This is a genomic window from Cupriavidus alkaliphilus, assembly GCF_014191175.1.
Classification (GTDB): Bacteria; Pseudomonadota; Gammaproteobacteria; order Burkholderiales; family Burkholderiaceae; genus Cupriavidus; species Cupriavidus alkaliphilus.
Genome location: NZ_JACHWE010000007.1, coordinates 14,210 through 40,331 on the forward strand (window position 1 = coordinate 14,210; position 26,122 = coordinate 40,331).

The 26,122-nt window shown below is 65.8% G+C and carries 21 protein-coding genes; 6 read left to right on the forward strand and 15 right to left on the reverse strand.

The features are described 5' to 3' along the window. Positions 1–34 precede the first annotated feature (34 nt). Together FHX60_RS21465 and FHX60_RS21470 are read left to right on the forward strand one after the other, a co-directional pair. The gene (locus FHX60_RS21465; RefSeq protein ID WP_183284556.1) at positions 35–2,506 is read left to right on the forward strand and encodes a CaiB/BaiF CoA-transferase family protein; all 2,472 of its coding nucleotides are present in this window, start codon (positions 35–37) and stop codon (positions 2,504–2,506) included. A 46-nt stretch (positions 2,507–2,552) separates the two neighbouring features. Further along, entirely contained in the window at positions 2,553–3,581 is a 1,029-nt protein-coding gene (locus FHX60_RS21470; protein WP_183284557.1) for a tripartite tricarboxylate transporter substrate binding protein, read from the forward strand. A gap of 399 nt (positions 3,582–3,980) precedes the next feature. On the opposite strand, the gene FHX60_RS21475 is transcribed toward FHX60_RS21470, so the two are convergent. The 6 genes from FHX60_RS21475 to FHX60_RS21500 all read right to left on the reverse strand — a co-directional run bounded on the left by FHX60_RS21475 (position 3,981) and on the right by FHX60_RS21500 (position 10,937). Then, on the reverse strand, positions 3,981–5,141 hold the full coding sequence (locus FHX60_RS21475) for a YgeY family selenium metabolism-linked hydrolase (protein ID WP_183284685.1): 1,161 nt from the start codon (positions 5,139–5,141) through the stop codon (positions 3,981–3,983). 18 nt (positions 5,142–5,159) lie between these two features. Next, positions 5,160–6,491 carry an MFS transporter gene (locus tag FHX60_RS21480; RefSeq protein WP_375790547.1) on the reverse strand — a complete coding sequence of 444 codons (1,332 nt, stop codon included), beginning with the start codon at positions 6,489–6,491 and terminating at the stop codon, positions 5,160–5,162. A gap of 123 nt (positions 6,492–6,614) precedes the next feature. Next, positions 6,615–7,559 carry an N-carbamoyl-D-amino-acid hydrolase gene (locus FHX60_RS21485; protein WP_183284559.1) on the reverse strand — a complete coding sequence of 315 codons (945 nt, stop codon included), beginning with the start codon at positions 7,557–7,559 and terminating at the stop codon, positions 6,615–6,617. A 31-nt stretch (positions 7,560–7,590) separates the two neighbouring features. Beyond that, a complete protein-coding gene (locus FHX60_RS21490; protein WP_375790548.1) occupies positions 7,591–8,769 on the reverse strand; it encodes a M20 family metallo-hydrolase in 1,179 nt (392 codons plus the stop codon). A 65-nt stretch (positions 8,770–8,834) separates the two neighbouring features. Beyond that, complete coding sequence (locus FHX60_RS21495; RefSeq protein ID WP_183284561.1) at positions 8,835–10,067, reverse strand: diaminopropionate ammonia-lyase; 1,233 nt, start codon at positions 10,065–10,067, stop codon at positions 8,835–8,837. A gap of 21 nt (positions 10,068–10,088) precedes the next feature. Beyond that, positions 10,089–10,937, reverse strand: a complete 849-nt coding sequence (locus FHX60_RS21500; protein ID WP_260164379.1) for a MurR/RpiR family transcriptional regulator — start codon at positions 10,935–10,937, stop codon at positions 10,089–10,091. 1,122 nt (positions 10,938–12,059) lie between these two features. On the opposite strand from FHX60_RS21500, the gene FHX60_RS21505 reads away from it, so the two are divergent. Next, entirely contained in the window at positions 12,060–12,890 is an 831-nt protein-coding gene (locus FHX60_RS21505; protein WP_183284562.1) for an alpha/beta fold hydrolase, read from the forward strand. A 114-nt stretch (positions 12,891–13,004) separates the two neighbouring features. Here the strand turns inward: FHX60_RS21505 and FHX60_RS21510 are convergent, their stop codons facing one another. Beyond that, positions 13,005–13,886 carry a DMT family transporter gene (locus FHX60_RS21510; RefSeq protein ID WP_183284563.1) on the reverse strand — a complete coding sequence of 294 codons (882 nt, stop codon included), beginning with the start codon at positions 13,884–13,886 and terminating at the stop codon, positions 13,005–13,007. After that, entirely contained in the window at positions 13,883–14,953 is a 1,071-nt protein-coding gene (locus tag FHX60_RS21515) for a LysR family transcriptional regulator (RefSeq protein ID WP_112776503.1), read from the reverse strand. Before FHX60_RS21515 ends, FHX60_RS21510 begins: the two co-directional genes overlap by 4 nt. An 846-nt stretch (positions 14,954–15,799) precedes the next feature. On the opposite strand from FHX60_RS21515, the gene FHX60_RS21520 reads away from it, so the two are divergent. Continuing rightward, positions 15,800–16,771: a GlxA family transcriptional regulator gene (locus tag FHX60_RS21520; protein ID WP_244981258.1), complete on the forward strand. Its 972-nt coding sequence runs from the start codon at positions 15,800–15,802 to the stop codon at positions 16,769–16,771. A gap of 332 nt (positions 16,772–17,103) precedes the next feature. Beyond that, on the forward strand, positions 17,104–17,604 hold the full coding sequence (locus FHX60_RS21525) for an Ohr family peroxiredoxin (protein WP_112776347.1): 501 nt from the start codon (positions 17,104–17,106) through the stop codon (positions 17,602–17,604). 73 nt (positions 17,605–17,677) lie between these two features. Here the strand turns inward: FHX60_RS21525 and FHX60_RS21530 are convergent, their stop codons facing one another. Further along, positions 17,678–18,619 (reverse strand): LysR family transcriptional regulator, encoded by a 942-nt coding sequence (locus FHX60_RS21530; RefSeq protein WP_311730255.1) that lies wholly within the window; start codon positions 18,617–18,619, stop codon positions 17,678–17,680. An 80-nt stretch (positions 18,620–18,699) separates the two neighbouring features. On the opposite strand from FHX60_RS21530, the gene FHX60_RS21535 reads away from it, so the two are divergent. Then, complete coding sequence (locus FHX60_RS21535) at positions 18,700–19,449, forward strand: SDR family NAD(P)-dependent oxidoreductase (protein WP_183284564.1); 750 nt, start codon at positions 18,700–18,702, stop codon at positions 19,447–19,449. A gap of 151 nt (positions 19,450–19,600) precedes the next feature. On the opposite strand, the gene FHX60_RS21540 is transcribed toward FHX60_RS21535, so the two are convergent. From FHX60_RS21540 to FHX60_RS21565, 6 genes are all read right to left on the reverse strand, one after another. Next, complete coding sequence (locus FHX60_RS21540) at positions 19,601–21,457, reverse strand: ABC transporter ATP-binding protein (protein WP_183284565.1); 1,857 nt, start codon at positions 21,455–21,457, stop codon at positions 19,601–19,603. 128 nt (positions 21,458–21,585) lie between these two features. After that, a complete protein-coding gene (locus FHX60_RS21545) occupies positions 21,586–22,614 on the reverse strand; it encodes a tripartite tricarboxylate transporter substrate-binding protein (protein WP_260164382.1) in 1,029 nt (342 codons plus the stop codon). 105 nt (positions 22,615–22,719) lie between these two features. Further along, positions 22,720–23,073 carry a DUF4387 domain-containing protein gene (locus tag FHX60_RS21550; protein WP_112776350.1) on the reverse strand — a complete coding sequence of 118 codons (354 nt, stop codon included), beginning with the start codon at positions 23,071–23,073 and terminating at the stop codon, positions 22,720–22,722. 26 nt (positions 23,074–23,099) lie between these two features. Further along, positions 23,100–24,461, reverse strand: coding sequence for an acyclic terpene utilization AtuA family protein (locus FHX60_RS21555; protein WP_112776351.1), 1,362 nt, complete (start codon positions 24,459–24,461; stop codon positions 23,100–23,102). A gap of 195 nt (positions 24,462–24,656) precedes the next feature. Beyond that, positions 24,657–25,646 (reverse strand): sigma-54 interaction domain-containing protein, encoded by a 990-nt coding sequence (locus FHX60_RS21560; protein WP_183284566.1) that lies wholly within the window; start codon positions 25,644–25,646, stop codon positions 24,657–24,659. A gap of 136 nt (positions 25,647–25,782) precedes the next feature. Next, positions 25,783–26,097: a DMT family transporter gene (locus tag FHX60_RS21565; RefSeq protein ID WP_112776353.1), complete on the reverse strand. Its 315-nt coding sequence runs from the start codon at positions 26,095–26,097 to the stop codon at positions 25,783–25,785. Between the last annotated feature and the right edge of the window lie 25 nt (positions 26,098–26,122).

Below are 26,122 nucleotides of genomic sequence, written 5' to 3' on the forward strand. Positions count from 1 at the left end.
CCGTCGAATCCCTACACAGAGCCAAGAGGTTTCCATGATCAAGCATGGGTTTGACCCGGCGCAGCTGGCGCTGGGCGGCTTGCGCGTGCTCGAGGTCGGCAGCGGCGCGGCGCTGGCGTACGCGGGCAAGCTGTTCTCCGACTTCGGCGCCGAAGTCATCAAGGTCGAGAGCCCGGCGGGCGACGCGTGGCGGCGGATGCCGCCGCTGGTCAGCGCACCGGGCGCCGCGCATCCGGAAAGCGCGCTGTTTGCGTGGCTGAACACCAACAAGCGCAGCGTTACCGCCGATGACCGGAAGGCCGAGGACGGCGCCTGGCTGGCACAGCTGGCGCTGACGTGCGACGTGGTGCTGGACGCCCGTGCGCTGGATGCAGGCCCGGACATTCTCGGCGCCCCGGTCTGGCAGCGGGCGGCCGATGACGCGCCACGGCACGAGCCGATCGAGGTGGCACTCACCTGGTTCGGCGAGAGCGGGCCGTACAGCCATTACGCCGGCGCCGAAGCCGTGTGCCGCGGGCTTGCCGGCGCCGTGCACGGCAGCGGCCCCGCGGATGGGCCGCCGCACATGCCGCACGACGTGCAGTCGGCGATCGTGGTCGGGCTGAGCGCATTCTCGGCCGCCGTCGCGGCGCTGATCGGAAGCGCGCAGGGCAGCCGCCGCTATGTGCTGAGCGCCCACGAAGCGGTCTTCGGCGTGGTCGAGATGGAAGCGGGCATGGTGCAGGACCAGCGCCATCCGCTGCAGCGCCTTGGCGTCAACCGGTTCTGCGGCACGCATCCGGCCGGGATCTACCAGACCGCCGAAGGGTGGATCGGCATCTTTACGCACACCCTGCCGCAGTGGAAGGGCCTGTGCGAGGCCATCGGCCGTCCGGACCTTGGCAGCGATCCACGCTACGCAAGCGGCCCGGAACGGATGGAACGGGCGGACGAGATCGACGCGCTGCTGTCGCCTGCCTTCCTGGCGCGCACGGCCAGCCAGTGGTTCGAGATCCTGGGCGACAAGAAGCATCCGGCCGTGATCGTGCCGACCATGGAGACCCTGCTTGCCCAGGCGGTGCACCGGCAGCGCGGCGCCTTCGTGCCGGTCGGCTTGGGCGGCGCTTCGTTCGAAGGCCCGGTGGTGCCGCTGCGCCTCGATGCGGCGGGGCCGCTGCCCGGGGGCATTGCGCCGGCAAAGGGCGCGCATGACCTGCACTACCGCACCGCGGGACTGGATCATCGCCCGCGACTGACGCTGAAGCGAACGGCCGGCGAGCGCCTGCCGCTCGAGGGCATTCGCGTCGTCGACCTGACGATGGGCTGGGCGGGGCCGCTGGCGGCGCGGACGCTGGCCGACTTTGGCGCGGAGATCATCAAGGTCGAGAGCACCGGCTATCCCGACTGGTGGCGCGGTGCCAATTTCACCGAGGCATTCTATCGGGACAGGCTGTACGAGAAGAACGCGAACTTTAACCTGATGAACCGCAACAAGCTGGGGATCACGCTGGACCTGACGCGGGCCGAAGGCAGGCAGTTGCTGCTGCAGCTGGTCGAAGGTGCCGACGCGGTCATCGAGAACTACTCCGCCGAGGTCCTGCCAAAGCTCGGCCTGGACTACGAAGCCCTGCGTGCCAGCAATGAACGGCTGGTGATGCTGTCGATGCCGGCCTTCGGGCTCGGCAACGCGTGGAGCAATACCCGCGCGTACGGCGGCACGCTCGAGCAGGCCAGCGGGCTGCCGCTATACACGGGGCACCCCGATGGTCCGCCTGCCATGACCTCGTACGCCTATGGCGATCCCATCGGCGGCCTGAACGGCGGCGCGGCGATCCTGCTTGCGCTGTTTGCCCAGCAGGCGACGGGGCAGGGGCGGCACATCAACCTGTCGCAGGTAGAGGCCATGTTGCCGATGGCCGCACCGTTCATGCTGGAGCAATCCGTTGCCGGCGCCGTGTCGCCGCGGCAGGGCAATCGCCATCCGATGCATGCCCCGCATGGGTGCTTCCGTTGCGCAGGCGACGATGCGTGGATCGTGCTGACAGTGACCGACGCGGACTGGCCCGCGCTGTGCCGGGTGATCGGCCGGACGGACCTCGCGGCCGATCCCAGGCTGGCGCAGGCCTCCGGGCGGCGCGCCGAGGAGGACAGGATCGAACGGGCGATCGAGTCCTGGTGCGTGGTCCGCGACGCCGAAGCGGCAATGCAGCAGCTGCAACGGGCCGGCATCGCCGCCGGCGTGGCGCGGCCCATGTCGCAGGTGCTGCAGGACCCCCATCTATGTGCGCGCGGATTCTGGCGCCAGGTCGAGCGCGCCCACGTCGGCACCTACACATCCAGCACCGCATGGTTCAGGACCGGGCCGGACCCCGTGCCCATCCGCCGTGTCGCGCCGACGTTGGGCGAACACACCGATGCGGTGCTGCGCCGCGTGCTTGGGCTCAGCGCAGACCAGATCGCAAGCCTGGAACAACGGGGCATCACCGGCACCGTCGCGAAGCCAAAGCAGGCGAAGCAATTGCCATGAGCCCTGCAGGTATTCAGCAACACCACTATTAAGATTCGGAGACGACATGAACCAACCGACATGGATCCAGCGCTGCCTGGCAGGCGCAAAGGCCGGCAAACTCAGCATGGCGGCAGCCGCGCTTGGCATCGTGGCCGCGACCATGGCCGCGCCGGCCGCGGCCCAGAATACCGGCTGGCCCAGCAAGCCGATCCGGATGATTGTTCCCTTTCCTGCAGGATCATTCACGGATACTGTGGCCCGGGTGCTTTCCGAGCGCCTGACCAAGTCTCTCGGCCAGCCTGTGGTGGTGGAAAACAAGGCCGGCGCGAACGGACTGATCGGCGTCGGCGAGGCCGCCAGGTCCGCGTCCGACGGGTATACCTTGCTGGTCACCAACTCCAGCAGCATCACCATCAACCCGCAGATCTACAAGAAGGGCACCTACTCGCCAAAAGACTTCACGCCGGTCACCCTGGTCCTGGAGGCCCCTTTCATCCTCGTCACCAATCCTGACTGGTCGCAGAAGAACGCGATCGGTTCGGTGCCGGAGTTGGTGCGCTACGCGACGCAGCATCCCGGCAAGGTCAGCTATGGATCAGCCGGGCCGGGCAATATCGCGCATCTCAGTTTCGCCATGCTGAACAACCGGACCAAAATCAAGACCACGCACATTCCGTACAAGTCCGCGGCACAGGCGCAACTGGCCGTGATCAGCGGTGAGCTGGATACCGCCTTCGACACGTGGACGGCGCTGCCGCAGATAAAAGCGGGCAAGCTGAAGCCTCTCGCCGTTAGCGCACCGAAGCGCATGGCGCAGTTGCCGGATGTGCCAACGCTGGAGGAGCTTGGCATCTCGCCCTTCGACGTGACTTTCTGGATCGGCATGCTGGTACCGGCCGGCACGCCCCCGCAGATCGTCCAGAAGCTTCATTCGGTCGCGCAAGGGCTTCTCGAGGACAGCAAGGCGAAGACAGCGCTGGGGCAGCAAGGCGATGTCGTGATGATCGATCCGGCCAACTTCGCGAAGCGCGTGGCCAGGGAGGAGAGCAATTGGACGGCGGTGATCCAGCGCGAAGCCATCACGCTCGATTGAGCCGGCAGCGGCGAGAGTCGCGAACTCTGCGGGGAATGTGCACCTTGGCGGTCGTTGATTGATAGCGCCGGGCGGCAGCGCGAAGGCGCAATCACCTAGGCGTACGCCGCGCCACGACAACGTCTCCAGATTCCAGTGGAAGCGTTCCAGCGGCCACCGGCGGCGATAACTCTTGACGCCGAACGCCACCCTCCGTCTGGAGTGCTCTTCAGCAGAATGGAAAAAGCCCCGAGATCTTCGCGATCCGGGGCCTTTTTCCTCTACGCGATGCCTGCCTACAGGGGAGCGTCCTTCAGCTTCTTCATCGGACGCACCTTCGCGCTGGCCGGCTTTGCCGGAGTCGACGAGGCGGCGCGCGTGCTGTGAAGCAGCGCGCAAATGCCTGGTTCAGCTGTAGTGTCAGGCCATCTCCAAAACCAAGTTGCGATAGATCTCGCGCGCACCATCCAGTTGTTCCAGCGCGATCGATTCATCGATGGTATGCGCGTCCTCCTCGCATCCCGGCCCCAGCCCGATGGTGGGGATGCGGCGGCGGCCGGCCGATTCGGAGCCGTTGGTGCAGAAGGCCCAGCTTCCGACCTGCGGCGGGCGCCCGGTTTGCGCGATAGCGCGCACCGCAGCTTGCACCAGCGGCGTGCCTGCCGGCTGTTGCCATGCCGGCAGCCAGCGTGTCGGGCGCGCCGATTCACCGGTGAAGGTCCGTACCTCATCGTCGGAGACAGCCAGTTCGTAGGCCTGCAGCCCGGCGGCGCGCAGGCAGGTGTCGATCTGGCCGAGGATGTCCTCGCGCGTCTCGCCGTCCAGCGTCCGACGGTCGAACCGGATGGTCGTCGACGTCGGGATCATCGAGATTGACGGATACGGCGACGAGACGATGTCCGTCGGCACCAGCAGCGCGGCGCCAAGGACCGGGTCGACCGGCAGTTGCAGGCCTTCCAGCGCCGTCAGCGCACGAGCGGCGGCGTGCAGCGGATTGACGCCGAGGTGCGGCGTTGCCGCGTGCGCGGGTTTGCCGTGGAAGGTGAGCTGGATTTCCAGCCGCCCCTTCTGTCCTGTCCTGACCTGCAGCTTCGACGGCTCGCAAATGACCACCGCCGCGGGCTCGCACCGGCCGAGCACTGATGCCAGCGCATGCCCTTCGATGACTTCCTCCAGCACGCTGGCGGACACTGCGATGCGCTTGCGCAGCGGCCGCTCCCGCGCCGCAGCGGCGACGCCGCAGATGGCGGCAGCGATGCCACCCTTCATGTCGGTGCTGCCGCGTCCGTACAGCCGGCCGTCGTGGATGGTGCCGCCGAATGGCTCGAAGCGCCACGTGCCGGTGACCGGCACCACGTCCATATGACCGTCGAACAACAGCGCCACATCTGCGTCCTCGGGGCCGATCAGCCCGAGCACGCTGCCGTTGCGGTCCATTGTCACCGACGTGAACCCGGCTTCGGCCATGCGGCGTGACAGCAGCGCGGCCAGGTCGCCCTCCTGCCCGGAAAGGCTGGGGATGCGCACCATCTCGCGCGCCAGCGATGCGACATCACTGAGATTGCTTGCCGGATCGATCATCACGGTATTTCCTTTTTATCAGCGGTTAACCAGCGCAGCGGGCACGCGCAGCACCAGCAGCGCACCGATCACGGTGAAGGAAGCGAGGAAGTACATGCCCCAATCGGTCGAGCCGGTCAGGTCCTTGATCCAGCCGATCGCATAGGGGCTGGCAAAGGCGGCGAGGCCGGCGAAGGAATTGATTGCCGCAATGCCCGCCGCCGCGCTGCGCCCTTCGAGGAAGGCGGTCGGCAGGCTCCAGAACAGCGGCGAGCAGACCATGCACCCGGCCGCAGCCACCGACAGCATCGCTACCGCGAACGCCGGGTTATGGCTGAACATCGTGCTGAGCGCGAGGCCGGTGCCGCCGACGAGAAATGGGATGACCATATGCCAGCGCCGCTCGCGCGTCTTGTCGGAATGTCGGCATACCAGGATCATCGACACCACCGCGAACGCGTTCGGGATCGCCGTCAGCAGGCCGACGTCGAGCAGCGAGACCACGCCCGTCGAGCGGATCACCGACGGAATCCAGAACGCGAGGCCAGACAGGCTGGAGACCGTGCAGTAGCAGATCAGCGCCATATGGATTACGCGGCGGTCGCGGAACAGCTTCAGCAGCGACACATGCTCGGTCTTGCTTGCCTTCTCCGCCGCGATGTTGTGCGCGAGGCGGTGTTTCTCGGCCGCGCTGAGCCAGCGTGCCTCGGCGATGCTGTCGTCCAGGTACCAGAGCACGGCAAGGCCCAGTACCACCGACGGAATCGCCTCGAGCAGGAACATCCATTGCCAGCCGGCAAAGCCGTAGTGCTGGTGCATGCTTTCCATGATCCAGCCCGACAGCGGTCCGCCGAGGATGCCTGCCACCGGCACCGCGGTCATGAAGACCGCGATCACCTGGCCGCGGCGGTGCGACGGGAACCAGTAGGTGAGGTACAGGATGATGCCGGGATAGAAGCCCGCCTCGGCTGCGCCCAGCAGGAAGCGCAGGATGTAGAACTGCGTCGGTGTTTTGGTCAGTGCCATGCAGGCCGAGATGCAGGCCCACAGGACCATGATGCGTGCCAGCGTCTTCTTGGCGCCGATGCGGTGCATCAGCACGTTGCTCGGCACTTCGAACAAGAAGTAGCCGATGAAGAAGATGCCGGCACCGAGACCGTACACTGTGTCACTGAACTTCAGCTGGTCCAGCATCTGCAGCTTGGCAAAGCCGACGTTGACGCGGTCCAGGAAGGCTGCCACGTAGCAGGCCATCAGGAAAGGTAGCAGTCGCCAGGCCACCTTGCGGTAGAGCGCGTTGTCGTGCGCTGCCGTCATGTCCGATGTGTTCGGGGTCGCGGCCGGCGCGCGCAGCGCCGGCGCGGAATGCAGGGAATCGCTCACTATGTTCCTCCTTTGGATTTTGATGAGACAACAACGCCCCTGCGGGCGCCCGCAGGCGCCTGCATGTATTTTTTTATTTCGACTAGGGAAGGGGGCGGAAAAGGCCGCCGGCTACGCGGCCAGGGCCTGCGGCGGTATCGCGCCGCGCTGGCTGGTGATGCGGCCGTAGGCCTCGGGGCGGCGGTGCCGCTCGAAGTTGAAGGTCGTGGACTTGTACGACTGGCACAGGTCGAGGTCGCAGCGCGCGATGGCCAGTTCGTCGCCTTTGGTCGAGCAGGCCGCGACGATCTCGCCCGAGGGTGCGATGATGCAGGTGCCGCCGATCATCTCGCAGCCTTCTTCCTTGCCGGCCTTGGCTACGCCGACCACCCAGGTGCCGTTCTGGTAGGCGCCGGCCTGCATCACAAGGTGGTTGTGAAACATCGACAGGTCGTCGTGCTCCGGCGCGGGCGGGTTGTGCACGGGCGTGTTGTAGCCCAGCAGGATCATCTCGGCGCCTTGCAGGCCCATCACGCGATAGGTCTCCGACCAGCGGCGGTCGTTGCACAGCGCCATGCCCATGACGCCGCCGAAGCCTTGCCAGACGCCAAATTCGTCGCCTGGCTCGAAATAGCGCTTTTCCAGATGCTGGAAGGCGCGCCACGGCTCATGTTGGTCGTGGCCGGGCAGGTGCACCTTGCGGTATTTGCCGATGATCTTGCCGTCTCGGCCGACGAGGATGGCAGTGTTGTAGCGCCGCTCCGCGCCGCCTTCGAGCGCCAGTTCCGCATAGCCGAGGTAAAAGCCGATGCCGAGCCGCGCGGCGGTGTCGAACAGCACGCGCGTCTCGGGGCCGGGCATTTCGCTCTCGTAGAAGGCGTTGAGCGCTTCGGGGTCTTCCATGTACCAGCGCGGGAAGAAAGTGGTCAGCGCAAGTTCTGGGAACACCACGAGGTGGCAGCCCATCTCGTGGGCATGGTGCAGGTGGGCCAGCAGGCGGGCGACAACGTCGCGGCGCGAGTCGCTGCGCTGGATCGGGCCGAGCTGGGCTGCGGCGACATGAACAAAGCGGGACATGATCGGGAAGTCTCCGGTTATGCAGGGAATGTCAGGCGGAAAGTTCGAGCATCAGGTCGAGCAGCACGTCTGCGCCGGCCTGGATGTCGCGGTCGAGGGTCAGTTCGGCGACGTTGTGCGACAGGCCGGCCACGCTGGGCACGAAGATCATGCCAGCCGGGCACATGCGGGCGAGTATCTGGGCGTCGTGCCCAGCGCCGCTGGGCATGCGCTGCACGCTGTGCCCATGCCGGCGCGCGATGGCCTCGACGCGGTCGACCATGCCGGCATCGAACGCCACCGGCGCGAAGTCGGCGAGGGTGCGTTGGCTGAGCCGAACACCCTCGGCCTTCGCTATCTCCTGCGCATAGGCCAGTGTGCGTTGCACCGCTTCCACCAGCACAGCGCCATCGGTATTGCGCAGGTCGACCGTGAACACCGCGCGGTTCGGGATCACGTTGACGAGGTTCGGGAAGCACTGTACCTGGCCGACGGTCGCAAGCTGCGCGCCGCCCAGCTCGCGCGACAGGTCGCGCACGAAGCAGGCAATGCGCGCGGCGACGAGGCCGGCGTCGTGGCGCAGCCGCATCGGTGTCGTGCCGGCATGGTTGGACGTGCCCTCCACGGTGAACTCGGTCCAGTGGATGCCCTGCACGCCGGTGACCGCGCCGATGGCGATGTCCTCGTGCTCCAGCACCGGGCCCTGCTCGACATGCAGTTCGACGAAGGCATGCACGCGATTGCGACCCACTGGCGCAGGGCCGGCATAGCCGATCCGCGCGAGGTTATCGCCAACCGTGGTGCCGTCTATGCCGCGTGTATCCAGCGCCTGCTGCAACGGCAGGTCGCCCTGGAACACTAGGCTACCCATCATGTCCGGGGCAAAGCGCGCTCCTTCCTCGTTGGTGAAGAACGCAACGGCCAGTGGACGGCGCGTGACGATGCCGGCATCGTCCAGTGCGGCCATCACTTCCAGGCCGGCAAGCACGCCGAGGTTGCCGTCATAGCGCCCGCCTGTGCGCACGGTGTCGATGTGCGAGCCGGTCATCACCGGCGGCAAGTCTTCGCGGCCGGCACGCACGCCGACCACGTTGCCGATCCCGTCGATGCTGACCGCCAGCCGAAGCTCGCGCATCCACGACACTACCAGGTCGCGTCCGGCGCGGTCTTCGTCGGTCAGCGCAAGCCGGCAGACCCCGCCGCCTTCGATGGCGCCGACTTCGCCGAGCATGGCGATCCGGTGCAGCAGCCGAGCCAGGTCGATCCTCGCGGTTCGTTCAAGGTCGAGGGTCGCGGTCACGCTGCTTTCCTCACGTCTTCGGGCAGGCGGCCGACGATGCGCTGGTACAGCGCCACATCGGTCGCGCCTTCGCTGCCGAACACCAGCACCCGGCTGGCCGCGGTCAAGCCGAGTTGTTCACGCGTGGCGGAATCGGCCATGGCGCCAAGGCAGCCGGCCAGCCCCGCCACCGCCGATTCGCCGGCGACGATGGGGGCATCGCCATAGCGGCCGTCGGCCAGCAGGCGCACGCTTTCCAGCGCCGAGGCATCGTCGATGGTCAGGAAGGCATGCGCCCCGGGATGCAGCACTTCCCACGCCAGCAGCGAGACTTCGCCACAGGCGAGCCCGGCCATCACCGTGTCAAGGTCGCCATGGACCGCCACCGGCTTGCCGGCGCGCGCGCTTTCATACAGGCAGGCGGCCTTGTCCGGCTCGACCACGATAAAGCGCGGGCGCTTGTCGCCGAGCGCTTCCCAGAAATGCGCGCACACCGCGGCGGCAAGCCCGCCCACGCCGCCCTGCAGGAACACGTGAGTTGGCAACTTGCCGTCTGGCAACTGGCGCAGCGCTTCGTCGGCCATCACCGCGTAGCCCTGCATCACGTCCTTGGGTACCTCCATATAGCCTTCATAGGAAGTGTCGGAGACCACGAAGCGCCCTAGCCGTGCCGCGTCCTCGGCCGCCTGGCGCACCGAGTCGTCGTAGTTGCCGGCGGTGCGGACCACCTGCGCGCCGTACAGCTCGATAGCGGCCTTGCGGCCCTCGCTGACGGTGGCGTGAATATAGATCACGCACTGGCAGCCGAAGCGCTGCGCGCCCCAGGCCACGGAGCGGCCGTGGTTGCCGTCGGTGGCGCAGGTGACCGTGATGTCGCGCACCACGTTGGCATAGCGGCCCGACAGCAGGTCATCGATCGACACGTCGCTCACGCCCAGCCGGCTGCCGATCTCGCGCACCAGCAGGCGGCTGACCGCGTAGGCACCGCCGAGCGCCTTGAAGCTGCCCAGCCCGAAGCGGTCGCCTTCGTCCTTGTAGAGGATCTGTGCGACACCGGCGGCTTGTGCAAGGCCATCGAGTGCGACCAGCGGCGTCGGCGCGTAGCCCGGCCAGCGGCGGATCTGCTCAGCGGCGCGGACAAAGGCTGCGCCGCCGAGCACGGCTTGCTGACGGGCGCCATAAGGGGCACCGGGCGTGGCGGCCGGGTTCAGCGCGCACTGCAGCTTCAAGTTGGGGAGCGGGTGGTTCAAGACAGTCTCCTGGGTTGGGATCTAGCGATGTAAATCGCCGTAGTGGTCATGGAGCGACTCGATTTCCTCGAGCCGCTCGCGCGCCGCGTCGCCGAGGATCAGCGCGAGGCTTGTGCAAAGGTGGTTGATCAGGCTGACGGCCGCGACATAGGAGTCGAACACCGCCGCGCCGTGGTTGACGCAGCGAAGCACCACGTCGGAGCGTGCCGGCAGGTCGGTCGCGCTGGGGTCGGTCAGGATCACGACCTTGGCGCCGACGCGGTTGGCGTGCGCCACCATCGGCCACAGCAGCGTGACGCGGCGGCGGAAGTCCATCACCAGCAGCACATCGTCCGCGCCCAGATCGGCAAGGTCTTCGGCAAGGTTCAGGCCGGCGCCCGGCGCCAGCGTGACGCCCGGCCGCAACTGGGTCAGCAGCGCCCATGCGTACTGCGCCAGCACGCGGCCGTTGCGGAAACCGGCGATAAAGACGCGCCCGGCGCCAGCGAACAGCGCGACGGCCCGCTCGACATCGGCTGGGTGCAGGCGGTCGAAGGTCTGGGCGAGGTTCTGCAGGTCGTTGGCGAGATGGCGCGCCAGCGGCGCCTGGTCATCGACAGGGGCTTGCACGCCGGCCAGCTCGTACAGCGGCGAACCGCGGTCGGCCTCGTCGCGCAGCAGGGCGCGGACTTCGTTGAAGTTCTCATAGCCGAGGCGGCGGAAAAATCGACCGGCGGTCGCCTTGGACACGCTGGCCTTCTGCGCCAGCTCGGTGGCCGAGTAGGCCGCCAGATTGCTGATGCACTCCAGGGTCACAGCGGCCAGGCGGCGCTCGCTTTCGGTGAGCTGGTCGTTCAGGGCTAGGATCTTGTCTTGCAACGATGAGGTCATGTTTTGGTCCGAATGAAACTTCGGTTTCAGAAATATAGGTGACTGAAACTTTGATGTCAATAAACTGGATGGATGAAATTTTGATTTCAGGAAGGCATTGTCGCGCACATGCAGGTGCGGTGGAATAGCTCGATCCGACCAGACAGGCGCGCCTTGGACGAGCGCAGCTTCCTAGGGACCCAGAAGCCGGCGTCGATCATGATCCGGCGTACCGTTTCCTTGGCCAGGCCCGGTCATGGACAAATGGGAATTCGGCTTCGAATGCCTTCAGGACCGGCATCACCGCGGCGTAGGGAACAGTGATTAACTTCTGTGCTTGTTCCTTTTATTTCGCTGCGTCGACCTTCCCATACTGATTGAAGTACCGAATCACCTTCTGCACCTGGCCGAGTTCCCTGATGCAAGCACGCGGCGTCGTAGTGCGCATCGGCGTCCCCCGGCGCCAGCTCGATACTGCGCTCGTAAGCACGCAGGGCGGCCTGCGTGGAACCGGTACCACACGACAAGTCCTCCGGGAAAGCTGCTCCCGGGCCGCCCGCTGAAATCTTCCCCGCATGGCCAGGGAACCTGCAAACGCCTGCTGCCCTGGACCCTTGTCCGACCCCTCGCTCCGTCGCTTGCCGTCTTCGCGAAATTCCGCAGCTACTGCCACGCCCACAAAGGCGAGCCAGATTTTGCAATTCCACGAGTCTCACAATCAGGCGAGGGGATTGGCGCTGCGCGAACAACATGCTGTTTCTCCGCGCTTGCCTAGTGCCGACTAAAAACGACGGCTAGGATTCAACGCAACCCGCCAAGTATCGATTCATCGGTCCATTGCGATGGCGGTGGGTGCAATGCCAGCCCATTTTCTTGACCCAATCACGTCGCCATTCATTCATCCAATGGAAGACGAGGGCGCTGCTTTATCCGTTCATTTCGTTTGCACGAACCAAGAAAGGTCTTAATGCCATGAAACCTGCATCTACCTCGCTGTCTGTCCCCGGGGGAATCACCCGCCGCCAAGTGCTCTCGCTCGGAACGAGTGCCGCAGTCGCTGCGTCCTTGCCCATCGCGGCTATGGCCGCTTCGAAGACGTCCACCGCGCCGAACAGCGCGGCAACCTCACAGAGGAATCTCGCCATGAACTATGTCACGACCAAGGACGGTGTCCAGATATTCTTTAAGGACTGGGGCCCTGCCGATGCGACGCCGATCGTCTTCTCTCACGGATGGCCGCTGAGTTCCGACGATTGGGATGCCCAGATGATGTTCTTTCTAGCCAAGGGCTATCGCGTCATTGCCCATGATCGGCGCGGCCATGGCCGCTCGTCGCAGGTTTGGGAAGGCCACGATATGGACCACTACGCCGACGACCTGGCAGCAGTGATAACGCATCTTGACCTCAAGGGCGCCATCCATGTGGGCCACTCCACTGGCGGTGGCGAAGTTGTGCGCTACCTGGCGCGACACGGCGAGAAGCGGGCCTCGAAAGCCTGCCTGATTGCGGCGGTTCCGCCGCTCATGGTCAAGACGTCATCCCATCCGGGCGGTCTGCCGAGGGAGGTGTTTGACGGCCTGCAACTGCAGACGGCCACCAATCGGGCACAGTTTTTCCGGGACCTTCCCGCGGGGCCGTTCTATGGTTTCAACCGGCCGGGCGCAAAGCCTCAGGAAGGCGTTATCCAGAACTGGTGGCGGCAAGCCATGATGGGTGGCGCGAAGGCGCATTACGACGGCATCGTGGCGTTCTCGCAGACCGACTTTACCGAGGATCTGAAGAAGATCAATCTACCCGTGCTGGTGATGCACGGCGATGACGATCAGATCGTGCCCTACTCAGAATCCGGACCCTTGTCGGCCAAGCTCTTGAAGAAGGGCATCCTGAAGACGTACAAAGGCTTCCCGCATGGAATGCCGACGACGCAGGCGGAGGTCATCAACGCCGATCTCGCGGCCTTCCTCAAGGCCTGATCGGCCGAAGCCGGAGACAACTGCCTGGTCTGCTTCGAAGCGGACCAGGAATAGTTGCCCCTCGGCTCATGCCGGGGGGGGGTGATCGATGGCATCAATCCATTGTCACCCAAATCAGAGCTCGCATCGACTCGCGCTCGTCCTGCACCGCAATGCCTCAGGTCCCTTGGCCGCTATGGCGATTCCTGCCGCGATAAGTATGCTGGCCAGGAAGACTGTCGACCAGTCTCGCTCCGTCACCCGGGCGGCCAAAGCCAGGCAGAGCATCGATAGTACGGGCGTGGCGTAGCCGAGAATGCCGACTTGCGCGGCGTTGCCGCTGCGCATGGCAACGTCCCAAAGCACGAAGGAGACACCGAGCGGTCCCAGGCCGATCGCCAATATCCAGCCCATGTCGGCGGCGGAGATTGCGGTGCGTGGTTCGAATGCAAGGTGGCTGGCGAGGGCCAGCAAGCCGGCGCCCAGGCAGAAGCCGCCCGTCGCCCACGATGAAAACGGAGGCAACCAGCGCGTGCCCAGCGAATAAACGGCCCATACGAAGGCTGCGAGCAATGCGAGGGCATAGCCGGTGGCGTGGTCGCTGCTGAACGCCACTGCGCCCGAGCCGGAGGTGATGGCAATGACGCACCCGGCAAAGGCCAGCAGGGCGCCAAGCAGCCTGGCCGCGCATTCTGTTCCGCGCCAGGCCGTTGTGCCCAGCAGTACCAGGATCAGTGGCCACAGATAGTTGATGAGGTTCGCCTCGACGATCGGTGCCAACCGGAAGGCCATGACGAGGCCGGCGTTATAGATGAACAGGCACCCCACGCCGAATGCGAGCGTGCGAAACGGCACGCGCCAGGCGCGCACGCGATGCAGGCAGGTGAGGCTTCCCGCCGAAAGTGCCAGCCCGGTGAGCAACAGCGGCGGCAAGTCTGGCGCGTACGACACCAGCGTGGCGAACGACGCCCAGAGCAGAATCGCGCCGGTCGCGCAGATCCAGGCCATCATGCTCATGCCGCTGCTCCCGTCATGCGAATTGTCGGTGAGGGCGCTGAAAGCGGTTCGAAGGTTTCCCCGTTGAAATTCGTCATGAAGTCGATACCGAGAGCGCGGATGTGGTCAGTCATGAAGTCGATAAACACGCGTATACGCGTGGGAAGGTGCTGGCGGCTCAGGTAGCAGATGTAGTGGCCGCGATCGTCTGGCGCGTGCCGTGCCAAGGCGATTCCGAGTTCATGGTTTGCGACATGATCCCGGATCTGGTAGCCGGCCATTTGTGCGATCCCCCATCCTTGCAGCACTGCGTGCAGCACGAGGTCCGCATCGTTGAATGTCATACGCGCCTTGGGCAGGACCTTGCGTACGATGCCGTCGACCTTGAACTCCCATTCGAAGATGCGTCCGCTGGAGAAACGGAAGTTGATGCATTCGTGGTGTGCGAGGTCGTCCAGTGTCTCCGGCAGTCCGTGCCGGGCTACATACGACGGCGCCGCGCACAGTGCCATCTGCATCGGGATCAGTTGCTTGGCGATGATGCTGGAATCCTCGATCCGCCCATTGCGAAATGCGACATCGATCTGCGCCGATGCGAAGTCCGTCGGCCGGTCGTCCAGCACCAGGTCGATGGCAATGTCCGGATAGGTTTTGACGAAGCTGTCGAGCAACGGTGCCACGACCTTTCGGCCAAAACCCACGGTGGCGCTGATGCGCAGCTGGCCACGCGGGGGGCCCTCGCGCAACTCGAGCATGTCGTTCATGGCTTCTACGATATGCGTGACGCCCTTGTGGCAGTTCTCGAAGAAGCGCTGACCTTCGCGCGTGAGCTGTGTCGCACGTGTGGTGCGCAGGAAGAGTCGGGTGCTCAACTGTGTTTCCAGCTTTTGCACGTTGCGGCTCACGGCTGACCGTCCGATGCCCAGGCGCTCGCCGGCTTTGGCGAAGCTGCCTTCGCTGGCGACGGCCATGAATGCCATGATCCCCGCGTAGCTCGCGGCAAAGCTTGTCGACAGCGCGTCAGCGCGATTCGGCTGGCCGATCCGGAAATTGCGGTCCAATACGTCCGCCTGTTGCGTCGATTCCATGTGTTCTTCCCCCAATGCATTGCGCTGCCTGGTGTCGGCTTTCTTGCGAGGGGCGCTCAACGGCCGCCGGAGCCTGGCGGGGCAGGCGCACGGCAAAGCGTGCGCCGCCACCGGGGCGCCCATTCCGCACGGAATGCTGCCGCCGTGGCCGTTCACGATGCACTGGCAGATTGCCAGTCTCATCCCCATCCCTTCATCCCTGGTCGTATAGAACGCATCGAACAGGCGTAGCACGGCGTCGCCGGCAAAGCCGCAGCTACGGTCGCCGACCGCCACGACGGCGTCGTGCATGCCGGCGGCCAGATGTATGAACATTTGGCGTGTCTGCCATGGCTTGTCTGCCATGGTGTGACCGCCATGGTAATGAGCGCTTAATAGACCGTAAATGACAGCGCTCCCAGTTTTTCTGCCAGACTGCCAGCCCTCCGGACCACGTCATGAGAATGTCATCCGGCATTGGTGCATTCCGGGAAACGGCGCCGCGCTCCGGACCCTCTTGTGACGCACCCACGCGCGCACTAGACTCGCGGCCACATTGCCCTGTCGCGACGACACCCGCCGGACTGACCGACGCGGGACGCCTGGCCTATGCCTGAGAGTCGTGCGATGCCACTGGATGTGACATACGGAAGCCGATGATGACAGCACTATCGATACCCGAGACCGTCGGGCGACAGGCATGTACCGGGGAGATTGCCGTCGTGCAGCAGCGCCCGCTGGCCGTCCTGTTACGGTCGGGGCACAGGCTTGCGCGGGATTGCCCTATTGACATAGCATCGCTCGATGCCCGCGATTCCTCTTATGGTTCAACATCAGTCACTCCCCGCCTCAGAGAACATTGAAGACATGCCGCGCAACATCCTGTTCGTGGCGTATCCCGATGTCAGCCTGCTCGATCTCGCCGGACCCCAGACCGTGTTCTGGGCCGCCTCCAACTACGCGCGGGCGCGCGGGATGGCGGGTTACCGGTGCCACACCACCAGCTTCTCCGGTGGAATGGTTGCCACGGTGGAGGGCACCGCAATGAGTTCGGTGTCCCTGGCGTCGTTCGACCTGCGGGTCGTCGACACGGTGATCGTACCGGGGTCACCCACGATCCTTGAGGTGGCGAAGAACGAGACGGCGCTGATCGACTGGCTGGCCACAGCGTCGGGCAAGATCCGGCGCATGGCCTCTGTGTGCAGCGGCGCATTCCTGCTGGCATTCGCCGGCTTGCTGGACGGCAAGCGCGCCACCACGCACTGGGCCATGCTGGACCGGTTCCGCGAATTGTTCCCCACAGTGGACCTCGATCCCGACGCGATCTTCGTGCAGCAGCAGAACCTCTGGACGTCGGCCGGGGTGACCACCGGCATCGACCTGGCCCTGGCGATGGTGGAAGCCGACTACGGACACGAGGTCGCGCTCAATTCCGCCAAGGAACTGGCGGTCTACATGAAACGCCCCGGGGCCCAGCCGCAGTTGAGCGAGATCCTGATCTCCCAGAGCCGGCAGGTGCCAGTGTTTGAGTCGCTGCATTTGTGGATCCTGCAGAACCTCTCCACGCAGGAGTTGTCCGTCGAACAGCTTGCCGACTACGTCGGCATGAGTCCGCGTAATTTCGCGCGCATATACAAGGAAAAGACGGGGCGCACGCCGGCCAAGGGCGTGGAGCATTTCAGGCTCGAAGCGGCGCGGCGGCAGCTGCAGGATCCGGGCCGGCCCATCGACGTCATCGCGCGCGAGTGCGGCTTCGGCAGCGAAGAGCGGATGCGCGTGGTGTTCCAGCGCCACTTTGGAATGTCTCCAAGTGAGTACCGGCTGAAGGTCAACCGCTAGGATCGCTCGCTCCGCTCCCGGATCCGATTGATGCGAAAAAGGAAACACCGTGGGCCCCGCACCGGTCTGGTGCCGGCCCACGGCCACACGTAGCATGCACGTACTGTGGCAAGGCGCTAGCTGTAGCCGATGCCGCACTGGTGGCCCCGATCATGGCATGGTCACATCGCCGTCCCCGAACGCTTTCGCCTGAGCGACCTCGTGCAGCGCTACCTGCAGGCGACCGGCGACAAGCGCGCCATCGTTGCAGATCCGGCGGCGGAAGGCGAGGCACGGCTTGGACACATCCACTGCGGGAAGGGATTCGTCAGACAAAATAGGCGGAGACGATGATGGATAGCGAGCGGTTGCAGCCTCCGCCATTGACCTTGCTCGACAGATATCGGGGACAGGGATTCTTGGCGCTGTACACCACGACCGTCACGGTGTCCGGAGGCGAGGCCGCGCATGGCCGGGCGTCCGGCGTGGCAAGGTCCGACGATGGCAATCTCATCGTCGAGCTGCGCCTGCCTGCGGCGATGGGCGGGCCCGGCAGCGGCACCAATCCGGAGCAGCTTTTCGCGGCAGGCTATGCCGCCTGCTTTCACGGGGCACTGAGTCTTCTTGCCCAGCGCGCGCAGGTCGACACGACCCGGGCTACGGTGGCGGTCGAGGTGTCCTTCGGCCGCGATCCCGTTGATGGCGGCTACGCGCTGATTGCCGAGATTCGCGTCCGCATGCCGGGCGTGGAGCGCCGCCAGGCCGAGGAACTGGTACGCAACACCGAGCGTCTTTGTCCTTACGCCAAGATGGCTCGCGGGGGCATTCACAGCATCGTGAGCGTGATCGACTGACTGCACTACGCCCTGGCAGCCCTGGCCAGCGCAACCAGGTCTTCCCAGCCGGCATCCTCCAATTGATAGCTGCCTATTGACGGGTAGAGTTTGTCCAGCGTTCGGACTGGCCGGCAAGCTCCGTTGCGACAAAGTCCACCAGTACGCGTACGCGCGCTGGGATACGTCGACCGAATCCGTGCAGCACCTGCAGCGGTACCGCGAGTAGCGCCAGGGCGGGCATTACGCGCTGCAGCCGGCCGGCATCGAGGTCAGCCTGCACGGCGAGCTGCAGCAGTTGCGCGATACCGAGGCCGTTGAGCGCTGCCGTGCGCATCGCAGCGCCATTGTCGGCATCGAACGATCCCTTTGTCTGCAGCCGCGTGCCGTCGGCAAGCGTGACTGGCATGACTTGTCCGGCCAGCCGATAACGCACATGGCGATGGTGCAGCAGGTCCGCCGCCGTGCGAGGCTCCCCGTAACTTTCCAGGTACGCAGGCGACGCCACCAGCACCAGAGGAAGGTTTGTCAGGTGCCGTGCATGCAGGCCGCTGTCCGTTGCGTGACCGGCGCGAAAGGCCACGTCGAACCCCTCGCGGATCAGATCGGCGTGCTGGTCGCTGAAGCTGACGTCCAGCGACAGACGCGGATGGCGCGGCATCAGTTTCGCCGCGATCGCGGCCAGCAATGTAGTGCCCAGATCGCCCGGCATGCTGATGCGAAGATGACCTGCCACCGCCATCTCCGACGGCGCGACCAGCCCCTCGCTTGCTTCTTCGAGTCCCCGTACCAGCGGCGCGACGCGTCGGTAGAAGACGGTCCCTTCGTCGGTCAATGCGAAGGCGCGGGTGGATCGGTGAAAGAGCTTCACGCCTAACCTGGCTTCAAGTCGCGACACGCTCTTCGAAATGGCCGAAGGCGTAGTGCCGAGGAGCCTGGCGGCACCGGTGAACGAACCCGCTTCCACCGCACGGACAAAGGCTGAAAGGCCATGGAGGCGTTCTATCGACATAGAAGACAATTTGGCACAAGTCATGCGTCCATTGTAGGGCTGCCCCGGTTGCGACGGATCCTTTAGATTCTTAACCTCATCCAACAGGAATGTCGAGGTACACGATGAGCAAGCTTGAAGGAAAGGTCGCGGTCATTACGGGTGGCAACAGCGGCATAGGATTGGCGATGGCAAGGCGGTTCGTCAACGAGGGGGCCCAGGTGGTCATCGTTGGCCGGCGTAGTGACGCCGTTGACGCGACGGTAGCCGAACTGGGGCCGCGGGCGATGGGCCTGGCAGGCGATATCGCCGATCTGTCCACGCATGATCGTGTGGCGGCGGCGGTCACCACGCGGTTTGGCGGGGCCGACATCTACGTGGCCAACGCGGGCATGAACCAGATCAGGCCGTCCGGCCAGGTCGGCATCGACGAATACGACGCACAGTTCGCCACCAACACGCGAGGTGTGTTCTTTGGCGTGCAGAAGATCGTGCCGGTGTTACGCGACGGCGGCTCCATCCTCCTTGTCAGCTCGATTGCCAGCGCCAAGGTGCTCGATGGACACGCCGTCTATGCAGGTACCAAAGCGGCGATTGAAGCGTTTGCGCAGAGCTGGGCGCTCGAGTTCAAGGCGCGTGGCATCCGGGTGAACGTCATCAGCCCAGGTCCCATCGATACGCCGATCCTGTCCAAGCTCGGCGTTGCCGAGGCTGACAGGCCAGCTTTCGAGGCCGGCGTGGCAAGTGCCATTCCGCTTGGTCGCCTTGGGCGTGCCGACGAGATTGCATCTGCCGCACTGATGCTGGCCAGCGGGGAAGGCAGCTTCATCACCGGCGTGAACCTGCGCGTCGATGGCGGGATCGCGCTGACCTGACCTGACATGGCTGACTGCAAACGGCCCGGCGTCATCCGGAAATTCCGCACCGACCCTTCGCGCGTGACGCTCGACGGGCCCGTGCTCGACGAAGAAGAGCGCCGGGCGATCGCCGCCTGGCCGGGATACGCTCCCGCCAGTCGCCCGCCGCCTACTGAACCGATTCGGACACCTCGTCCTGCTCTTCACCCAGGAAGCCGCCGCTCTGGTGCCGCCACAGCCGCGCATAGGTGCCGTTCTTCGCCAGCAATTCGGCGTGCGTGCCCTGCTCGATGATGCGCCCCTGGTCCATCACGATCAGGCGGTCCATGGCGGCGATGGTGGAGAGGCGGTGGGCGATCGCGATCACGGTCTTGCCTTCCATCATTTCGTCCAGGCTTTCCTGGATGGCGGCCTCGACTTCGGAGTCCAGCGCGCTGGTGGCTTCGTCCAGCAGCAGGATCGGCGCGTTCTTGAGCATCACGCGGGCAATCGCGACGCGCTGGCGCTGGCCACCCGAGAGCTTGACGCCGCGTTCGCCGACCAGCGTGTCGTAGCCGGTGTGGCCGTGCTGGTCGCTCAGCTGGCGGATGAAGTCATCGGCCTGGGCGTGCACGGCGGCGTTGCGGATCTCGGCATCGGTGGCGTTGGGACGGCCATAGGCGATGTTGTCGCGGATCGAGCGATGCAGCAGCGAGGTGTCCTGCGTGACCATGCCGATGGCGCCGCGCAGGCTGTCCTGCGTCACCCTGGCGATGTCCTGCCCGTCGATGCGGATGCGGCCGCTGTCCACGTCGTAGAAACGCAGCAGCAGGTTGATCAGCGTGGACTTGCCCGCGCCGGAGCGGCCCACCAGCCCGATCTTCTCGCCCGGACGCACGGTCAGGCTGAGGCCGTCGAGCACCTGGCGTTCGCCGTTGTAGTTGAAGCGGACCTGGTCGAATTCCACTTCGCCGCGCCGGATCTGCAGCGCGGGCGCGCCGGGCGCGTCCTGCACCTTGGCCACGTGCGTGAGCGTGGCAATACCGTCCTGCACCGTGCCGATGTTCTCGAACAACGAGGCCATCTGCCACATGATCCAGTGCGACATGCCGTTGATGCGCAGCGCCATGGCGGTAACCGCCGCCACCGCGCCGGTGCCGATCTCGGCCCCGTGCCACAGCCACAGCGCATAGCCGCCCGCCCCCAGGATCAATCCCACCACCAGGGCCTGGTTGACGACCTCGAACTGGCTGACGAGGCGCATCTGCCGGAACCCGGTTTCCTTGAAATCCTCCATCGCCGCGCGCGCGAAGTGGGCCTCGCGCCGGGTGTGCGAGAACAGCTTGACGGTGGTGATGTTGGTGTAGGCGTCGGTGACGCGGCCGGTCATGGACGAGCGGGCGTGCGCCTGCTCCTGCCCGACCTTGCCCAGGCGCGGCACGAAGTACAGCATGGCCAGGCCGAACAGCACGATCCAGCCGATGAAGGGCAGCATCAGCCGGAAATCGAAGCCGCCCGCCAGCGCGATGATGGTGATGAAGTACACGCCGATGGCGAGCACGATCTCGATGAAGGTGAACAGCACCTCGCGCACGGCCAGCGCGGTCTGCATGACCTTGGTGGTGACCCGTCCGGCGAACTCGTCGGAGAAAAACGACAGGCTCTGCCTGAGCATCAGCCGATGGAAGTCCCAGCGCAGCCGCAGCGGCAGGTTGATCGCCAGCACCTGGTGCTGCACCATGGTGCGCAGCGCCACCAGGCCGATGCTGGTGACCAGCACGATGCCGATCCCCCACAGCACGCGTTGCTCCTGTGCCGAAGCTTCCCGGTTGCCCTGCCACGCCGCCAGCAGATCCACCACTTGGCCGAGGAAGGAGAACAGCCACGCCTCGTAGATCGACACGCCGGCACTCAGCAGCGCCAGCGCGACGAAATAGCGGCGGGTGCCGCGGGTGCAGGCCCACAGGAAAGCCGCCAGGCCCTTGGGCGGCGGCGGTGCCTCGTCGGGCGGGAATGGATCAAGCAGACGTTCGAACGCGCGCAGCAAGGGGACCTCCGAAACGACAGAAGGCCCGCCATTCAGCCGGCATGCGGATTGGACGGCCCTCTTCGGTGTGAGCCGCAGATTCTACCCCCGGAAGCGCGGCGGTGCAGGGCCCCGCTCGCGGGCAGCGCCTATTCCGCGACGATCTTGCGTTCGATGGCAATGCGCTTCCATTGCGCAAGGTCCTGCTTCATGCGCGCGCCGAACTCCGCGGGGGTAGCGGCCAGCGGGCGCGACCCGTCCGGCTCCAGGATCGTGCGCACTTCCGCGGATGCGGCAATCTCCGCGATCTCGCGGTTGAGCCGCTGTACCAGCGCGGCGGGCGCGCCGGCCGGCGCCAGCACGCCGACCCAGATCTCGATGCCATAGCCCGGCACCGACGCAGCCAGTGGCGGCAAGTCCGGAAATGCGGGATTCGGCGCCGCGGAAGTCACCGCCAGCGGCCTGACCTTGCCGGACTTGATCTGCGTGGCGATCGAGCTGTAGTTCGACATCATCACGTCGATCTGCCCGGCGGCCAGGTCGATCAGCGCGTTGGCCGCGCCCTTGTACGGCACGTGCATCATCTGGACCTTCGAGGTGTCGCACAGCAGTTCCGTGGCGAGCTGGCCGAGCGAACCTACCCCGGCCGAGCCGTAGCTGATCGCTCCCGGCCGGGCCCGGGCCGCGGCGATGAGATCGGCCGGCGTGCGGATCGACCGCGATGCCGCGATGGTGGACGATACCGCGAGCAGCAGCGGACCGTCGGCCACCAGCGCCACCGGCGCGAACGCGGTCAGCGGGTCATACGGCGAGCGCGCCTGCGTGGCGGCGGCGGTCAGGAAGGTCGACGACGTCAGCAGCAGCACGGAGCCGTCGCGCGGCCCCTTGGCCACGTAGTCCGCGCCCAGCACGCCCGCGACACCGGGACGGTTCTCCACGATGACGGTGTTGCCCAGGCGCTTGGCCAGCGCCGGCGCGAGGGCGCGGGCGATCACGTCGTTGCTGGCGCCCGCCGAGAACGGCACAACGATCCGCATCAGCGGCGGTACGGCGGCTCCGGGCTCCGCCGGCGCAGCGGTGGCGGACAGTGGAGAGGTGGCCAGCACGGCCGCGGTCATCGCCACGGGCAGGCGGCGCGCCAGCCGGTGCCAGATGCGCTTGAAAAGGGTCTTGTCCATACGTTTTCCCGAACTCGTCGTGTTGCAGCAAGGCAGCGGGCAACGCTGCGGAAGCGGCCGGCGCGGCCCGGACCGGTCCGGGCCACGCCAGGCCGCGCGGAGGCATCAGGCCGGAATCTCCAGCGTCAGCAGCGGCGCATACTGCTGCGCCCCGAAGATGTCGCCATCGCCCGCGCTGCCGCTGGGCTGCGCGCGGTACATGGTGAACTTGATGGCGAAGGCCGGCTCGTATTCGACGAAATCGGAGATACGCGCCACCGGGACGCCGAACAGCGCGGCCATGCTTTCGCGGGTCAGCACGCGCGATCGCTTGACCCGTTCATACGCCGCCTGCTCGCGGAAGATGATGTCGAAGGTAATCTTGTTGACGCCGGCGTTCTTGCTGCGGATGGTCTTGGCGAGCGCGTGCAGCGGCTGCGTCGGCGCCGCGGCGGGGGAGGAGGATTCGGCAATGGTCATGGTGGCTTCCTTGGCAACGGGGCGCGTCAAACGCCGGCTTCGACGATATGGGTGGGAAACAGCGCGAGCGGGTCGCGCACGGCCATGGTGTGGTTCAGCGTCCAGCGGTAGGCTGGGCTGGCGTGCAGCACCTCGTCCAGCGGGAACGACACCGAGCCGGCGGTGCCCTTCACGTCCGGCAGCCGCGCGTAGAACATCTGGCGCAGGCCGATCATCGCGACTTCCTCCGCCATCTCGCGCGTGGGCGCAACGCCCTGCACCATCACGCAAAGCTCGTGGCCGGGGCGGTCGCGCAGCGGTTCCAGTTCGCCCATCACCCCGTCGCGCCCATAAACGTTGTAGTGCAGCGAATAGCCGCTGTCACCGAAGCGCGCGCGCACCTGTTCGCGCGCCCAGGCAATGACGCGGTCGACGTTGGCGATGGTGTACGGGTCGCGGATGCCGCACAGGCCCACGTAGCGCTCGCCGACCTTGCCCGAGCCCTCCAGCTTGACGCGCACCTGTGGCGCGGGTTCGAAGCGGGCGCCGGTGATGCGGGTGGTGCGCGGATCGAGCTGCTCGTAGCGGCACTGGCTCATGTCGAGCCTGCCGCCGGCGACGAATTCCTCGAACGGATTGGAGCGCTCGTACATCGCATGTCCGGCCACCGAGGCAACGGTGCAGCGCTGCTCGGGATGCATCGCCGTGACGCGGACGTCGTCGCGGGTGATTTCGCCCAGCACGGTCTCCTTGCCGCCGTACGGCTCCGCGCAGAACGATGCGCACTCCAGCACCTTGCCCAGGTAGTACGCATGGTCGGCAGCAAAGCCATGGTGCAGCGCCGGCGCGGCGAATACCGCGGCATCGGAGCTGCGGCCGCCGATGATCACGTCGACGCCCTGGCGCAGCAGTTCCAGGTACGGGTGCACGCCGGCCATGGCGACGATGCGGTCGGTGGCGTCCAGTTCCGCCAGCGTCAGGTCGGCAAAGCCGTCGAGGCCACGGATGGTTTCCCCCGCGCCCATTTGCTCCCGCACCAGCGACTTCGGCACTTCGGAATAAAAATACCCGATGCGCAAGCGCGGCAGGCGGTGCCGTTGCGCGATGTCGCGCAGGATATCCACGTAGAGGTCGACGCGGCTGTTGGTGCCGGTATCGCCGGCCGAACCGATGATCATCGGCACGCCCAGCCGCCGCGAGGCCAGCAGCATGTGTTCGAGGTCGTGGCGCTGCCACGCTTCGGGACTGGTCGAGGTATCGGAGCCGAGCGGCACCGGACCGACATCATCGCTGCCCGAATCGGCCGCGATGTAGTGCGGACCGGCGGCCACGCCGATCTCGAAACTGCCCGTGCGCAGCGGGGCAAAGCCGAGATGGCCATTGGGGCAAATGATCTTCAGCGACTGCATTCAACATTCTCCGGTTAGGTGTCGCTTCGTTAGAGCGAGTCACGCGACACCCAATACGCAGAAGCTGTGCCAGCCGGGCGATGACGAAATTTCCTTTGAAGATCAAAGGGTTGTGACGATGGGAAGGAATGGTGCGCGATCTTCACGCGCCTGGTTGGCGTGAAGTCCACGCGTTTGCGCGGAATGCGCGCCGCGTCAGCCGGCGGGTAATCCGAGCTTGCTCATCTGGTGCCGCAACGCATGGCGGCTCAGCCCAAGCAGGCGTGCGGCCTCGGCGAGATTGCCGCCACAGGCCGACAAGGCCTGTTCGATCAACCCTGCCTGGAACTGTGCCGTGGCGGCGTGGTAATCCAGCGGGCCGGCTGGCGCAGCAGGCATGGGCATCAGGTCGGCCGGCGTCGCGGCGGCGAGGTTCATCTCGCGCAGGATCCGCGCCGGCAGGTGGGCCGGCAACACGCAGTGGCCTGGCTCGAGCAGGCAGATGCGCTCCAGCAGGTTCTCCAGTTCCCGCACATTGCCGGGCCAGCGGTATGCGCGGAAGATGCGCTCGACTTCCGGGTCGAGTCGCTCCATGCGGCTGCCGTACTGGCGGTTGTAGCGCTGCAGCGCATTGTGGGCGAGCAGCAGGATGTCGTCGCCGCGTTCGCGCAAGGGCGGGATATTGATCGAGATGACCTGCAGCCGGTAGTACAGGTCCTCGCGGAACTTGCCGGCCTTCACTTCGCTGAGCAGGATCTTGTTGGTGGCGGCGATAAAGCGCACGTCGACACTGATCGGCCTGATCGCACCGACGCGGCGGAAGCGCCGGGTATCCAGCAGTGTCAGCAGCTTGGACTGCATCACCAGGTCCAGCTCGCGCACCTCATCCAGGAACACCGTGCCGCCATTGCCGGCCTCGATCAACCCTTCCTTCTTGCCCACCGCGCCGGTGAATGCACCGCGCTCGTGGCCGAATAACTCGGACTCCAGCAACTGCCCGGGGATGGCCGCGCAATTGATGTCGATGAACTCCGCGTCCGCGCGGCTGGACTGCTGGTGCAGCAGGCGCGCCACCAGGCTCTTGCCGGTGCCGGTTTCACCGTAAAGCAGCACGGTACGCGCCTGGCTTCTTGCCACGCGCGCGACCAGGTCGCGCAGGGCGGCGACCGACGGATGGTTTCCGACGAGTTCCAGGGGAGCATTCATTGCGCACGGTGTGAATGACAAGGCAACGCGCCGGACCCGTCCGAATCGCGGCGCGTGCGAGGCATTCTAAACGAGCGGCCAGGGCGGCCGCGGCGCGGGATTCAGCGGCCGGCGCAAGCCAACGCATGCCGGACCGTCAGGAAGCCATCTTCATCATGACGAGTCCGCTGACGATCAGCCCCGCCGCCAGGATTCTGACTGCGCTGGCCGGTTCGCCCAGCACGAAAAGCCCCACCAGGAACGCGCCCACGGCGCCGATGCCGGTCCAGATGGTGTAGGCCGTGCCGAGCGGCAGGGTTTTCATTGACAGGGATAGCAGGGCGAAGCTGGCAATCATGGCCACGATGGTGATGGCCGAGTAGCCCGGGCGCGAAAAGCCTTCGGACAGCTTCATGGAGTACGCCCAAAGCACCTCGAGCACTCCGGCGATGACGAGATATATCCAAGCCATGATGGCTCCTTGATCAAGAGCCGGG

Coding starts and splice junctions, on each gene's coding strand:
- FHX60_RS21465 (WP_183284556.1), top strand. CDS start 35: ATGATCAAGCATGGGTTTGACCCGGCGCAGCTGGCGCTGGGCGGCTTG.
- FHX60_RS21470 (WP_183284557.1), top strand. CDS start 2,553: ATGAACCAACCGACATGGATCCAGCGCTGCCTGGCAGGCGCAAAGGCC.
- FHX60_RS21475 (WP_183284685.1), bottom strand. CDS start 5,141: ATGATCGATCCGGCAAGCAATCTCAGTGATGTCGCATCGCTGGCGCGC.
- FHX60_RS21485 (WP_183284559.1), bottom strand. CDS start 7,559: ATGTCCCGCTTTGTTCATGTCGCCGCAGCCCAGCTCGGCCCGATCCAG.
- FHX60_RS21490 (WP_375790548.1), bottom strand. CDS start 8,769: ATGCTCGGCGAAGTCGGCGCCATCGAAGGCGGCGGGGTCTGCCGGCTT.
- FHX60_RS21500 (WP_260164379.1), bottom strand. CDS start 10,937: ATGACCTCATCGTTGCAAGACAAGATCCTAGCCCTGAACGACCAGCTC.
- FHX60_RS21505 (WP_183284562.1), top strand. CDS start 12,060: ATGAACTATGTCACGACCAAGGACGGTGTCCAGATATTCTTTAAGGAC.
- FHX60_RS21510 (WP_183284563.1), bottom strand. CDS start 13,886: ATGAGCATGATGGCCTGGATCTGCGCGACCGGCGCGATTCTGCTCTGG.
- FHX60_RS21515 (WP_112776503.1), bottom strand. CDS start 14,953: ATGGAATCGACGCAACAGGCGGACGTATTGGACCGCAATTTCCGGATC.
- FHX60_RS21520 (WP_244981258.1), top strand. CDS start 15,800: ATGCCGCGCAACATCCTGTTCGTGGCGTATCCCGATGTCAGCCTGCTC.
- FHX60_RS21525 (WP_112776347.1), top strand. CDS start 17,104: ATGGATAGCGAGCGGTTGCAGCCTCCGCCATTGACCTTGCTCGACAGA.
- FHX60_RS21530 (WP_311730255.1), bottom strand. CDS start 18,619: ATGACTTGTGCCAAATTGTCTTCTATGTCGATAGAACGCCTCCATGGC.
- FHX60_RS21535 (WP_183284564.1), top strand. CDS start 18,700: ATGAGCAAGCTTGAAGGAAAGGTCGCGGTCATTACGGGTGGCAACAGC.
- FHX60_RS21545 (WP_260164382.1), bottom strand. CDS start 22,614: ATGGACAAGACCCTTTTCAAGCGCATCTGGCACCGGCTGGCGCGCCGC.
- FHX60_RS21550 (WP_112776350.1), bottom strand. CDS start 23,073: ATGACCATTGCCGAATCCTCCTCCCCCGCCGCGGCGCCGACGCAGCCG.
- FHX60_RS21555 (WP_112776351.1), bottom strand. CDS start 24,461: ATGCAGTCGCTGAAGATCATTTGCCCCAATGGCCATCTCGGCTTTGCC.
- FHX60_RS21560 (WP_183284566.1), bottom strand. CDS start 25,646: ATGAATGCTCCCCTGGAACTCGTCGGAAACCATCCGTCGGTCGCCGCC.
- FHX60_RS21565 (WP_112776353.1), bottom strand. CDS start 26,097: ATGGCTTGGATATATCTCGTCATCGCCGGAGTGCTCGAGGTGCTTTGG.